8 protein-coding genes are annotated in these 13,546 nt (G+C 47.0%); 2 read left to right on the forward strand and 6 right to left on the reverse strand.

Features of this window, described 5'->3' with window-relative positions:
• Positions 1-204: 204 nt before the first annotated feature.
• The 4 genes from QUA13_RS15150 to QUA13_RS15165 all read right to left on the reverse strand — a co-directional run bounded on the left by QUA13_RS15150 (position 205) and on the right by QUA13_RS15165 (position 4,893).
• Entirely contained in the window at positions 205-996 is a 792-nt protein-coding gene (locus QUA13_RS15150) for a hypothetical protein (RefSeq protein WP_333199722.1), read from the reverse strand.
• A gap of 126 nt (positions 997-1,122) precedes the next feature.
• A complete protein-coding gene (abc-f, locus tag QUA13_RS15155) occupies positions 1,123-2,733 on the reverse strand; it encodes a ribosomal protection-like ABC-F family protein (protein ID WP_333199724.1) in 1,611 nt (536 codons plus the stop codon).
• 581 nt (positions 2,734-3,314) lie between these two features.
• On the reverse strand, positions 3,315-4,340 hold the full coding sequence (locus QUA13_RS15160) for an ABC transporter permease (RefSeq protein WP_333199726.1): 1,026 nt from the start codon (positions 4,338-4,340) through the stop codon (positions 3,315-3,317).
• Positions 4,341-4,548: 208 nt separating this feature from the next.
• Entirely contained in the window at positions 4,549-4,893 is a 345-nt protein-coding gene (locus tag QUA13_RS15165; RefSeq protein WP_172186840.1) for a hypothetical protein, read from the reverse strand.
• A gap of 314 nt (positions 4,894-5,207) precedes the next feature.
• Here QUA13_RS15165 and QUA13_RS15170 point away from each other — a divergent pair, with 314 nt between their 5' ends.
• A complete protein-coding gene (locus tag QUA13_RS15170; RefSeq protein ID WP_445242717.1) occupies positions 5,208-8,927 on the forward strand; it encodes a PAS domain S-box protein in 3,720 nt (1,239 codons plus the stop codon).
• Positions 8,928-8,974: 47 nt separating this feature from the next.
• Here the strand turns inward: QUA13_RS15170 and QUA13_RS15175 are convergent, their stop codons facing one another.
• Together QUA13_RS15175 and QUA13_RS15180 are read right to left on the reverse strand one after the other, a co-directional pair.
• Positions 8,975-10,042, reverse strand: a complete 1,068-nt coding sequence (locus QUA13_RS15175) for an ABC transporter permease (protein WP_333199728.1) — start codon at positions 10,040-10,042, stop codon at positions 8,975-8,977.
• 162 nt (positions 10,043-10,204) lie between these two features.
• Positions 10,205-11,338: an AI-2E family transporter gene (locus QUA13_RS15180; RefSeq protein ID WP_333199730.1), complete on the reverse strand. Its 1,134-nt coding sequence runs from the start codon at positions 11,336-11,338 to the stop codon at positions 10,205-10,207.
• A 409-nt stretch (positions 11,339-11,747) separates the two neighbouring features.
• Here QUA13_RS15180 and QUA13_RS15185 point away from each other — a divergent pair, with 409 nt between their 5' ends.
• Entirely contained in the window at positions 11,748-13,544 is a 1,797-nt protein-coding gene (locus tag QUA13_RS15185) for an efflux RND transporter periplasmic adaptor subunit (RefSeq protein ID WP_333199732.1), read from the forward strand.
• Positions 13,545-13,546: the final 2 nt, after the last annotated feature.

Consider the following 13,546-nt stretch of genomic DNA (forward strand, 5'->3'; position numbering starts at 1 on the left):
TGAAAGAGTGCTTGGTCGATAGCGTCTACAAGTTCTTAGCTTAACTTTTATTTAGCTACTCTGCTACAAAATATGCCGATCGCACCTGACATCAATATTACCCATGCAAATAAATATCCCGGCTTTCTTGCGGGTGAAATATCCCTGAAAAAGAGACTGTTTGAGAGAAACCCGGTTTCTGTAAAAGTTCGCACACTTCGCCTATTACTGGCGGGGGCCATCAATCGCATCTCTAGTCGGTGCAACGCCTCCGGGGCTAAAGGAACTCGGCGGCACTCTCGGAAGATTGAGATTGGGATTGGGAACTAAATCGCTGTTGCTGTCACCAGCAGTTCCACCCGTGGGAGACGCACTGTTATTGGGAGTGGTATAGGGCGAACTTCCCGGATTGAGATTATTCTGATTGGTATTCGGCGAAGTTCCCGGATTGGCATTATTCGGAGTGGTACTCGGCGAAGTTCCCGGATTGGCATTATTCGGAGTGGTATAGGGCGAACTTCCCGGATTGAGATTATTGGGATTGGTACTCGGTGAACTTCCCGGATTGGCATTATTGGGAGTACCTGCGGGCGAAGTTCCCGGATTCTGATTATTCTGATCGGTATTGGGCGAAGTTCCCGGATTCTGATTATTCTGATTGTTGGGATTTGGCGTGCCTGTTGGAGTAGTTATCGGGGTGCCGACAGCATCTCTGGTGATGGGGTTGGGGTTCGGGGCAGCAGCCGGAGTGCCCCCATTGGGGTTATTTGCAGGAGCATTGGCGGGGTTGCCCGCAACCGGAGCAGTGTTTTGGGGAGCTGCATTGCTGCCGCACAAGCTTACTAAATCAAAAGTTGTGCCGCCTGGAGTTTCGAGGAAGCAAACCGGCACATTTACTTGGGGGTTTGAGGCTCTGGGAAAATCGGCTGTTCCCGGCATGGGACGGCTAAAGGCAGCTTCAGCCATCAGTGGGGTCAATGCCGCCGATAGAGCGGCGATTGTTCGCAATAATCTCATCAGCGTTTCCTCAAATATTGAACTGTGTTTGATCCAGTATTGCCTAGAAACTAGAAATTGTCTTCTTCCCAAAATAGGAGCTTTTGCTACTCCTGCTGATGTAGGCTGCGCCACTGAGCTTCAGAATTAAGACATTTGCATCTCAAGTAATTCCTGATGGTAACGTTCCAACTCATGCGGTTGATGGATCAGCGGCTGAAGTTGGCCGTTGTGGAGTTGGTAGGCTTGTGTGATTCCAATGCGGCTGAGAAAGTCGAGGTCGTGGGAAATGACCCAGAGGGCGCTCTGAAACTCATTGACTCCATCAACAATCTGATTCACTGTTTCCAAATCCAAATTATTTGTTGGTTCATCTAAAATGAGCCAATCAATTTGAGAAATGCCGATCGCAGCCAGCCCTAATCTCGCTAACTCACCGCCGCTTAAGGCAGATGCAGGCTTGTTCACCTCATCATTAAAAAATAGAAAATTTCCTAATTGCTGTCGCAGCAATTGATAGTCTAAGTTTGGGTTGGCCATTTGCATATTTTCTAGGACTGTCCGAGAGCGATCGACCATTTCATAGCTTTGATCGAGATATACCCCTTTTATGGCAGATTTTATGGCAATTTCACCGGCTTCTAAAATTGCTGGAGTTCGCTCCATTCCTAGAATGGCTTGAGCTAAACAGGATTTTCCTGAGCCGTTCTTTCCAGCAATAGCAATGCGCGAGTCTGACGATACATGAAGCTGAATGTTTTTGATTAATCGGCGCGCTCCTAATCTCAAATCAGCACCTTGGATATCGATTAAGTTTTTGTGTTTGTGACTGCATTCTTCTAATTTAACGCGGGTTGTTTTCGTCGTTCTGATTTTGGTTGCGGTAACTTGATTAGTTGCTTGTTCTACGGCTAGTTCATGTTTTTTCTTAGCAATTCCTGCCGTTACTTCAGCTTGTCGCTTCAACGCACCAGCGAGAATTTTCGGAATGCTGTCGGCACGTTTGCGACCTTGTTGGCGAGATTGGGCGGCTCGTTGTTGTTCGTGAGCTGCTGATGTTTTCGCTCGCTTTAGTTCTTTTCGCGCTACTTCGTGGGCGCGTAATGCGGCTTGATGTTCGGTTTCTTTTTGCGATCGGTAGAAGGAGTAGTTGCCACCGTAAACCTTTAACTCCGCTGGCGTTAATTCCCAAATCGTATCGACGGTGCGATCGAGAAAAAACGGCTTGTGCGAGACAATAACGAAAGCACCAGAAAATTCTTGCAGTGCTGTCTGCAACTGTTCCAAGGTTAACAGGTCTAAATGATTTGTTGGCTCATCTAACAACAGAATATCAGGCTGCTTCGATAGAGCGATCGCCAACCAAAGTTTCGTCAGTTCTCCGCCGCTCACTGTACTCAGAGGCTGAGATAGCGAGACTTCCGAGGGAAACTTCTCCTCTAGCAACGTCGTCACCGTCCACCATTCATCCGAATGAGAAGCGATCCAGTCCAGTACCAATTCATTCGATGCAGACAGATTCAGCGTACTGACTTGAGGCAGATAGTAAACACTACCTGTCCTCGCGACTCTGCCAATCTGCGGGATTAGTTGTCCGGCAAGTAGCTTGAGCAAGGTCGATTTACCGCTGCCGTTGCGACCGACTAAGCCAATGCGCGAGCTTTCATGAATCGCAACAGTGATATCTGCGAACAAAGTCCGTGTGGGTGCGACTTCGCAGGTCAAATTAGCTGCGTTGAGAATTGCTTTCTTTTGCATATTTCTGCTCCATCTTGGTTTGCTGAGCCGTCCTCGTAGTGCTGGACGCTCGATCGCAGTACGATCGAGAGGTCGCTACCCAATTCAAATCTCTGGCTTTCGTAGTTTTTAAAGCACAGAGCGTTGGAAATCGATCGGGATGGGTTAGCAACCAGCAGTTAGCTTCATGGCAGTAAGAATTAATAAACTACAATAAATTACAGTATATTACACGAGTTTTACGTTGTCAAGCCACAGATGTTTTGAATTCTGCGGTACAACGGATACAGTCTTGGACGCAAGGAATCTATTTGAACAGCATCTGTAGTGGTAAGGCGCCCACTGTACGCCATACTGGCTCTTCCGTACTTACTGTGCTTTTCTATCTGAAAATAATGGCACAAATTCTTATATAGCAAAGATTTCTGGTCTTATTTTAGTTGATTTTCGCCTTTTTGTTATTAAATTAAGACATAAATTGATTTTCAACTACTTAAACTAATAGTTTTGGACAGTAAGTAAGGAAGAGCCGGATATGCTGTATGATGTCCGGTCAATTACTTGTAATTGACCGGACATCATATAATAACAACTAACTTCCTTTAATACCTAATTCGCGGGTCAACGTAAGCATTCAAAATATCAATTACAATGCTGGCAATTACAACAATTGCTGCAAAAAACACCACAATACCTTGAACAGTTGGATAATCCCGCAAGCTAATCGCTTCGTAAAGGCGATTTGCCAGCCCCGGCCAAGAAAAAGTAACCTCTGTTAAAATAGCACCGCCCAACAGTGCAGCAAAAGTCAATCCTAAGACAGTAATCACCGGAATTAGCGCATTTTTCAGAGCGTGAGCCCATAAAATTTGCAATTCGGGAATGCCTCTAGCTCTAGCTGCTTCGACATAATCTGCTTGCAAAGTTTGCTTGAGATTCACTCTGACAATGCGCTCGAAAATGCCGCTCAAAAGAATCCCCAACGTCAAACTCGGAAGTGCCAAATAATGCAAAGATGTGAGAAACTGACCGGGGTTAGCGCTCAGGAGACTGTCAATCGTGTACAGTCCTGTGTAGCCTTGGGGGGCTGGAAATGTCACGGGAAAGCGAGTTCCCAAGGGAAACCAGCCCAACTGCACCGCGAAAATCAATTGCAAAACCATGCCGGCCCAAAAAGCGGGCAGCGAGTAAGTGATAATGCCAAACAAACGGCCGACAGCATCGAAAATAGTGTTGGGGCGGGATGCTGCCAGGGAACCGATACTGATGCCGACAATTAAAGCTATGGCCATGCTACAAACTGCTAATTCCACTGTAGCGGGGAAATAGTCTCCGATAATTTGCCACACGGTTTGTCCGCGAGTGGTGATGGAGGTTCCCAAGTCCAGACTTAATAAGTCTTTCATGTACTTAAAATATTGCTCCCACAGGGGTGCATCGAGGCCGAGTTGGGTTCGCATTGCTGCTTTGGTGGCTGCTGGAGCTCGCGAACCGAGAATGGCATCTATGGGGTCGCCCGGAGTGGCTCGCAGCAACAAAAATACTGCTGTGGTGATTGTCCACAACATTAGCGGTGCGAGAAGCAAGCGGAGAAAAATATAAGATTGCAGGGCTTTGGAACGAGACATAATATTTGGGAATTGCCAATTGCGAAATCATTAATCATTAGCCAGATGTGGAAGGCATCAGGCAGATGGAAGGTAGAAGCTGGAAGAAACAGATATTTTATATCTGCGACTTCCGTGCCGCGAATCAGGGGAATTGAGAATTGCGAATAGACAGTTAAGTTGATTTTTGCGAAAAAGCCGATCGACTTTTTCGCAATTCCCGATTTTCCTATTCGCCCAGCAGCGATTCAAATGCAGCTTGCAAAGACTTGATATCGCCTACTCTCGCTACTAACAAGTTTTCGCTGCCTGCATCCTGCAGCCTGTGCTTCCAATACTGGATGCTATCCGAGTTGTTCATCCAGAAACTAATCACGGTGTCTACAACTCGATCGACATCCCAGCCGCGATCGGGAGAAACTGTCTCCACGGATGCCACAAACGCATCGAGAGTACACTTCCGGTTTGCCAAGTATTCTACACCCGACGGCTGCTGTTGTTGCAGCAATTCCTGCTGCTGGTTAAAAAATGTTAAAGTTGGAGATACGCCCAGGATTTCAAATGTATAGTTCATGTCATCCTCCAGAAGTATTATTTTGCCAAAAGATCGATCGTCCAAAAAAGCCAAAAACGCTTTACTTTGCTGCCCTTGATGAAATGCAGATGCTTCAATTATCCTCTTTGTAGTCAGTCGATCGGAATGTTGGCCGCTTATCTTATTAATAGCAAATTATTTAATACCCGATTGTCAAATAATTTACATTTGTCCTGCCACAGTAGAAAAATTTTAAATCTAATTTTTATTAAGCAGCCGTAAAGGAGACCCTCCGCACCCGGAGAAAGCGATCCCATTGTAAATGAAAAATTTTAGATTAAAGAATTAAATAATTGGGAAGGACTGAAGACAACCAGGGTGTGGAGCACGGGCCTAAAGTTGCTTCTTTTACTGGGTGTGACGTTTTGACCGCGAGTCCGCAGAGCGATCGGCACATTCAGGCAAGTAGTGGCATCATTAATATTACAAGTTTTTACAGTAGCGGCGAAAACCTCAGCCAATTTTTGAGCGGCCGGTCACCGCACTTCACTCTTGCTGTACAACTTTGTAACTTATATCAAGGGCATCTTTTAAACGACAAACGATACGCAAACTCGGTAGGTGTCAGAATATTGATGTTATTGAAAAATCTGAGCAGTTGTCTGATGAAAAGCTCGCCCAAGATGTCACTGAGCCTAGTTTTGTTGATACCGCTGGTGGTGCAAATCTCCGTAGCAGTCGGCGTGACTGGATGGCTGTCGTTTCGCAACGGCCAGAAAGCCGTCAATGACCTTGCTACTAGGTTAAGTTTGGAAGTTGCAGCGAGGACTAAAGAAAATTTCCGCAGTTTTGGGGATGTGTCTCATTTATTCCTGCAAATGAATGCTGCTGCGATCGCCTCTGGAAACTTAGACCCGGAAGACTTCCCCAATTTAGAGCGCTATTTGTGGAACCAGACCAAGCTGAGCGATCGAACTACAACCATCTACTACGGCGACGAACAGGGCAAATTCCTCTTGCTCAAGCGAGAAGCAGAAAGCTTAGTATACATCAGAGACGAATCAACCGCTCCAAACCGCCAAATTTATCGCCTAGACAGCCAAGGAAATCGCACTGAGCTAATCAAAACCGTCGCTTATGACCCCCGTACTAGACCGTGGTACAAAGCTGCCAAACAGTTAGGAAAAGCCTCTTGGTCTCCTATCTACGTTTTCGCAGCCCCGCCAGTTCTGGGGATTACGCCGGTGAGGCCCATCTACAGCGAAACGGGTAGCCTGCAGGGGGTACTGGCAATTGACCTAACTCTTTCTCAAATCAGCGATTTTCTCAAAAGCATCAAAATTAGCCCGTCGGGACAAGTTTTTGCGATCGAACGCAGCGGAGAAATAGTCGCCAGTTCCACAGACGAACTGCCCTTTGTCACTGGCCAAGACGGACAAAAACGGCTGTTAGCGACACAGAGCAAAAATTTGCTAATTCGATCGGCCTCCACATACTTGCAAAAACGATTTGGCAATTTTGAACAAATTGACAGCCAAGGACAGTTTACCTTCGATATTGACGGCAAACGTCAATTCATTACAGTTGCTCCCCTGCAAGACGGCCGCGGTCTTGATTGGCTGATTGTAGTCGCTATCCCAGAAGCAGACTTCATGGGGCAAATTAACGCCAACACTCGCACAACTATCTTATTGTGCTTTTTTGCCTTCGTACTGGCGATCGGACTCGGAATTTTTACCACTCGCTGGGTTGTCAAACCGATTACCCGATTGCTGGAAGCTTCCAAAGCTTTAAGAAAAATGTCTGAGTCATCCGACTTCACCTCCGCAGAATTAAACGGCGAAGTCGAAGTCCAAGGCGTCAAAGAACTCGGCCTCCTAGCTCAGTCTTTTAATGAAATGGCCCGACAATTGCGATCGTCTTTTGTTGCCCTAGAACAAACCAACTCTAGTTTAGAACAGCGAGTAGCAGAGCGGACGGCAGAACTCGAAGCCGCCGAAGCAGAATTGCGGGCTTTGTTTGCAGCCATGAACGAATTAATTCTAGTTTTGGACGCCAGCGGTCGCTATTTAAAAATCGCACCCACAAATCTTTCCCTACTCTACAAACCAGCCGAAGAATTAGTTGGCAAAAAAGTCGGAGAGGTGTTTCCGCAAGCTACAGCCGACAATTTTCTCAACCACATCCGAGCAGCTTTAGATACTAAGCAAACTGTCAGCATCGAGTACGATTTAACCATTGACGACCGCAAAGTTTGTTTTGCCGCCAGCATTTCGCCGCTTTCAGAAGAATCCGTCATTTTTGTAGCCCGCGACATTACCGAAGAGAAGCGAGCGGAATCCGGGCGGCGCCAAAGGCAAAAACAATTGCTCACACAAAATACGGTTTTGGTAGAATTGGCAAGAAATAAAGCGCTGTATCGAGGCGATTTGCAAGTAGCTTTGAGGCAAATCACCGAAGCAGCAGCTCATACCCTACAGACAGAAAAAGTCGGCGCGTGGCTGTATGATGAGACTCGATCGAAATTGCAATGTCTCGACCAATTTCACCGCAGCAGCGAACAGCATGAAGCAGGGGCAGAACTCGCAGCAGCAGACTATCCAGCTTATTTTAAAGCTTTGGAAGAACACCGGACGATCGCAGCCGACGATGCTTTCTCAGATATTAGAACCAGAGAATTTGTGGCATCTTACTTTGGACTCACCGGCATCAAATCAATCCTAGGTGCGCCGATTCGACTTGGCGGACAAACAGTCGGAGTTATCTCTATCGAACAAGTGGGAACTCATCGCAACTGGACATTAGAAGAACAAAATTTTGCAGCTTCTCTGGCAGATTTAGTGTCCCTAGCCATAGAAGCTAGCGAGCGCGAGCGCACACAAATCGCTCTGCGTCAAGCAGAACAAAAATACCGCAGCATCTTTGAAAATGCCGTCGAAGGCATTTTTCAAAGAACCCCCGAAGGCCACTTCTTGAGTGTAAATCCAGCTTTAGCCCGCATCTACGGCTACGCCACTCCCGAAGAATTGATATCAAACCTCACAAACATCAGACAGCAAGCTTACGTCGATCCTCAGCGGCGCGACAAGTTTATGCAGGTGATGGAAGAATTCGGAGAAATTTCGGGGTTTGAGTCAGAAGTTTACCGCGTTGACGGCAGCGTAATTTGGATTTCCGAAAGCGCGCGTGCAGTGTGCGACGCCGACGGCGAGGTACTCTACTATGAAGGCAGCGTTGAGGATATTAGCGATCGAAAAGTCTTTGAATCCGCCTTGCAACTCGCAGCAGAAGCAGCCGAAGCCGCTTCCACCGCAAAAAGCGCATTTTTGGCAAACATGAGCCACGAACTGCGAACACCTCTGAATGCCATCATCGGCTACAGCGAAATGCTCCAAGAAGAAACCGAAGAATTGGGCTACAATGAACTCACCCCAGATTTAGACAAAATCCGCACTTCCGGCAGACACTTGCTGTCACTAATTAACGACATTCTCGACATTTCTAAAATCGAAGCCGGCCGCATGGATCTTTACTTAGAAACCTTCGACATCGCCGCCTTGATTGAAGAAGTCGCATCTACCGCCGCGCCGCTAATTGAGAAAAACGGCAACACTCTAAACTTGGATCGAATTACGAATATCGGCACTATGCACGGTGACATTACCAAAGTGCAGCAGATTTTATTAAATTTGCTGAGCAATGCCGCCAAATTCACTCAAAACGGTACAATTACCCTCACCGCCAGCCGAGAAAAAATCGCGGGCGACAGCAGCGAAGCCAGACAAGAAAACACTTCTGAATCTGTGGCGAATTCAGAATCTTCAATTCCTAGTAAAGAATTTTTAGTTTTTAATTGTACAGATACAGGAATTGGGATGAATCCGGATCAGTTGCAGCACATTTTCCAACCCTTTACCCAAGCAGACGCTTCCACCACGCGCAAGTACGGCGGCACCGGTTTGGGACTAGCAATCAGCCAGCGTTTTTGCCTAATGATGGGCGGAAATATTTCAGTAACAAGTCAGGAGGGTGTTGGTTCTACTTTTACTATCCGCTTACCTGTTAACAATTAAAAGTAGGGTGCGTCACTGCTGCCCAAGCTGTGCCTGGGAACGAGAAATTACCTTTGAATGCTTCTCGGATCGAGAGCATCGCGCAACCCATCCCCCAATAAATTAAACGCCAAAACAGTCAAAATAATCAGTATTGCCGGAGGCCAAACCAACCAAGGCTGCAATACTAAAATGGAAGCATTAGTAGACAGGGATAGCAAATTTCCCCAAGAAGGATCTGGCTGTTGAATTCCCAACCCAATTAAACTCAAAACCGACTCCGCCACAATAAAACCAGGAACCGACAAAGTGGCAGAAATAATTACGTAAGTTGCCGTTTGTGGCAACACGTGGCGGACAATAATATAAATTGGATTAGCGCCCATTGCCCGCGCCGCTTGCACGAATTCTAGCTGTTTAATTGACAGTACCTGACCGCGAATTACCCGCGCTAAACTCGCCCAACTAATAAATGAAGTAATCAGCACAATCAATATAAATCGCTCAGCGCTTGTCAATCCCGGAGGCAGCACTGCTGCTAGCGCTACTAATAAATAAAGACCGGGAATCGTCATCAATACTTCGGCGAAGCGCATTAAAATACTGTCAATCCAACTGCCGAAATAACCCGAGATTCCTCCGATTAACAATCCCAAGGGAAATGAAATTGCTATTCCTACTAAACCGATGCAGAGGCTAATTCTGCTGCCCTGTACTAAGCGACTGAATTGATCGCGAGCTTGTTCGTCCGTTCCTAAAATGTTAATTTGGCCTTCTCCTGTAGTACCAAACAAGTGCCTGTCTAATGGCAAAACTCCTAAAAACTTATAGGGAGAACCTTTGACAAATAAACCTAAAGCAGAGGGTTTTTGCCAGTCTACAATTACCTCGCGATCGCCCGTATTCGCATCCACCGGGCCCTGAGTAGTCGGATAAACGTGGGGCCCGATAAATCGCCCGTCTTTGGTGCTTAAATAAATCTGGGTCGGCGGCAGCAATGAACCGTTTAATTGAGAGTCGTAGGGGTCGTAAGGTGCCACAAATTCGGCAAAAAGTGCGACTGTATAAAAAATTAACAGCAGCACTGCTCCCAACCGAGCTAGAGGATTTTTTCTAAGATTTTGCCACCAATTCATAAGTTTTTAGGTTTGAGATTTTAAGTGGGTTAGTAATAAAGACTAAAGTGCTTAAAGTTCTTAGTAAAGACTTTAGCCTTTTCTTAATGGACTCAGCAGCCAAAAGTTAATTTCTGGCTTAGACAAGTTTTCATGACTGAAATACTTACTACAAAAATTAGACTATTTTTGTTCATCTGAAACCAAAATGATTCTACTTTCATCTTCGGATATTTTACCCAATTCCTCGCCGCTAAAAGGATTGTAGAAAAACGAGCCTGTTTGCGGTGGCAATTTGGGATTGAGTACAATTTCTACTATACTTTTTACTACCCCTGTTAGCGGAATTGCCAGGATAACTCCTAACAACCCTCCCACTCTACCTCCTAATAGTAAAGCTGTGAAAATAATTACCGGGCTCAATCCGGTGAGATTGCCCATGATTCGGGGCGCTACTAAATTATCCTTGATTTGCTGGAGACCGATCGCCACTACCAAGACTTGCAGCGCCAGCCACCAATCAATAAACGCTACAATTATACTAACAGTGCCAATCCCCAGCGTTGCTCCGATGAACGGAATTATTTCCGTCAATCCTATAAAGACGGCAAACAAGAGAAAAAACGGAACTTGCAGCCACCAAAAAGCCAGAGTTAGCGAGAGGGCCATAAATAGTCCCAGCAATAACTGTCCCGACACAAATCGCTGGAGGTTTCGCTCCAAAGTCTCTGTTAAAACATAGCGAATGTCTGGGGAAAAAATGCTGGTCAAACCCTGCCACACTCTTTTCCCGTCTAGGAGCATATAAAAGGAAATCACCACAATAAAAATTAAGTCCAAAAACCAGTTAAAAGTACCTACAACTAAGCCTAAACCCGTACCGGCGATCGCCTGTACTTGTCCCTGGACTCTAGCTGACAGTTGCTGCTCCAATATTTGCACGTCAAACGGTAAATTGCGCTCGGCACTCCAGGCTTGAAATTCACCTAGCTGCAGCCGCCCCGACTCCAGCAATTCCGGGAACCTCACCCCCAACTGCCTAGCTTGGCTGAACACCGGCGGCACAATAGTTAAACCGATTACTACTACTATCACACCCGCAGTTAAATAAACCAGCCCCGCCGCTACTCCCCGAGGCAAAAATACTTGCAGTCTTTTTACTGCATAATTTAATAAAAATGCAATGAGTCCCGCTGTTACTAAAATGCTGACGATTTCCCCAACATAACTGACAGCAGTCAGGGTAAACCATCCCGTCACTAGCACTAGCAGCCAAGTAATTAGAAACTGTTGGAGGGGAGAAAAGAGACTCTTCATTTTGATTTTATTTAAATAAACTGGCACAACTTTTTTAGCCGATGTGCCGTATTCTACAATAAACACATTAGAGTATAGATTAGCAATAATCAGTTCAAGATTAGACTGAATTCTCTCAGCATCGATCGGTTAGGTGATGGCAAAACCGCTTCGGGACAGACAATGCGAGTCCGATCGACCCCACGCTGCAAAATCACCCTAAAATTCAGTATGCCCGGGAGCCCGATCGAATTAAATGTCGATCGTACAAAGGCTCAATTCGACATTGTAAGGTGAAATGGCGCTACACTCACCCAAAAGGAGGACGCGCAACTGCTCAGGCCCTTCGTTAAAATGAATCAGATATAAAAACCGCAATCTTTCTTTACAATAAAAAAACCACAGGCTAATAGCGGCGAGAGGAATTACCGTGACCAATCAAGTTTTTTCAGAAGCGGAAGAAAAGAAACCCATTCCCCCCGTGCAGAGCGGACGCGACAACAACTCAGCAGTGGACATACCTGAAAGTGGACTCTCAGACCGCTCTCGCTGGCAATTTTCTCCTGAGGAAGATGAACGAGAAGTTGCCCTAGAATCTCCAGAAATGGAGGCGGAAGAATCTGAAGTTTTGGAGCCTGAAGAGCCAGAAGCCTCGCCCAGCAAAGGACTCAGGTGGCCTACCATGTTGGCGGGCGCAGGCATTGGCGTGGCTGCAACGCTGCTAGCAGTACAGTTGACTGGTGGGGGCAAGCAGAGCGCGCGTCCCGCAGCTCCAATTCCACCGGCAAATCAGCAGGCTACGGCTCAGACTGTGACAGTGGCGCCTGTGGAATCTGCCGAGGTGGGTGAAACTCTGGAAGCGACGGGCACCGTGGTCGCCTACGACTTGCTGCCGGTGCTGCCGCAGGCTAACGGTTTGCAAATCAAGCAGGTGTTGGTGGCGGAGGGAGATGCGGTAGAAAAAGGTCAGACGATGGCGGTTTTGGACGATTCGGTGCTGCGATCGCAAATTGCCGAAGCGCTTGCTGGAGTACAATCGGCTAATTCTACGGTAGAACAAGCCGAAGCTCAGGTGCAGCAAGCTCAGTCAGCCCAACAAGAAGCCCAAGCCGGCGTCGCTCAAGCTCAAGCTGGCGTTGAAAAAGCCATCGCTGACGCAGCGCAAGCCCAAACAGGCGTCGGCCAGGCCAGGGCCGGTGTGGAGCAAGCTAAAGCCGGTGTCACTCAAGCTAGAGCGGGAATTGCTTCCGCCCAGGCTAAATTAGCTCAAGCTCAAAGAGAAGTAAACCGCAGCCAAAATTTGGCTACTCAGGGAGTAATTAGTCAGCAAGATTTAGAAAAGCGCAAGACGGAGCGAGACACGGCCGTTCAAGACTTGAACAAAACTAAAGCTGACTTGAATACAGCTTTGGAAGAACAGAATAAAGCAGCGGAAGAAGTGCGATCGGCTATTGCTAAAGTAGCTACTGCTGAAGCTAATATCAGTACGGCTAGAGCGGCCCTCAGCAGCGCTCGCGCTAAAGTGAATACGGCCGGAGCGAGTGTCAGCAGTGCGAGAGCAAATGTCGGAAATAACGCAGCAACTGTCCGCAGCAATGATGCGCGAGTCCAACAGTTACAAACTCAACTAGAACAAACTATAGTGCGAGCACCGGATAGCGGCACTGTGGCTGAAAGAATTGGTCGAGTTGGGGATGTTTCTTCGGGGAGTCAAAAACTCTTTTCAATTATTCGGGGAAACAAGCTGGAACTACAATTGAAAGTGCCGGAAACTCAGGTTGCGCAAGTGCGGCCGGGAACAGCGGTGCAGATTACTTCTGACTCTGACAAGCGGATTAAGTTGTCAGGAACTGTGCGAGATATTTCGCCGCTAGTTGACCCGCAAAATCGGCAAGCTACGGTGAAGATTGATTTGCCGGCAAGCGCGTTTTTGCGATCGGGAATGTTTTTGCGCGCATCCCTTTCGACGGCAACGGCTCAAGGTTTGAAAGTCCCCGCTAAAGCTATTTTGCCGCAATCTGACGGCAGTTCTATTGTTTACAAACTTGTCGGCGAGGACAAGGTACAGGCTCAACCAGTGGAAGTTGGGGAAATTTCCGGGGGTGCTGTAGGCGATTTGACTGCTGCTAAGGTGGAGGTTAAAAAGGGTTTGAAGGCGGGCGATCGGGTAGTTATTGCTGGGGCTGGTTATCTGAAAGATGGCGATCGGGTTAAGGTTGTTAAATAGTT

The sequence above is a fragment of the Microcoleus sp. S28C3 genome (assembly GCF_036700785.1).
Classification (GTDB): Bacteria; Cyanobacteriota; Cyanobacteriia; order Cyanobacteriales; family Microcoleaceae; genus Microcoleus; species Microcoleus asticus.

Bases quoted from the DNA above. Each gene is read 5' to 3' on its own strand.
- QUA13_RS15180 (WP_333199730.1), bottom strand. From the start codon at position 11,338: ATGAAGAGTCTCTTTTCTCCCCTCCAACAGTTTCTAATTACTTGGCTG.
- QUA13_RS15175 (WP_333199728.1), bottom strand. From the start codon at position 10,042: ATGAATTGGTGGCAAAATCTTAGAAAAAATCCTCTAGCTCGGTTGGGA.
- QUA13_RS15165 (WP_172186840.1), bottom strand. From the start codon at position 4,893: ATGAACTATACATTTGAAATCCTGGGCGTATCTCCAACTTTAACATTT.
- QUA13_RS15150 (WP_333199722.1), bottom strand. From the start codon at position 996: ATGAGATTATTGCGAACAATCGCCGCTCTATCGGCGGCATTGACCCCA.
- abc-f (WP_333199724.1), bottom strand. From the start codon at position 2,733: ATGCAAAAGAAAGCAATTCTCAACGCAGCTAATTTGACCTGCGAAGTC.
- QUA13_RS15160 (WP_333199726.1), bottom strand. From the start codon at position 4,340: ATGTCTCGTTCCAAAGCCCTGCAATCTTATATTTTTCTCCGCTTGCTT.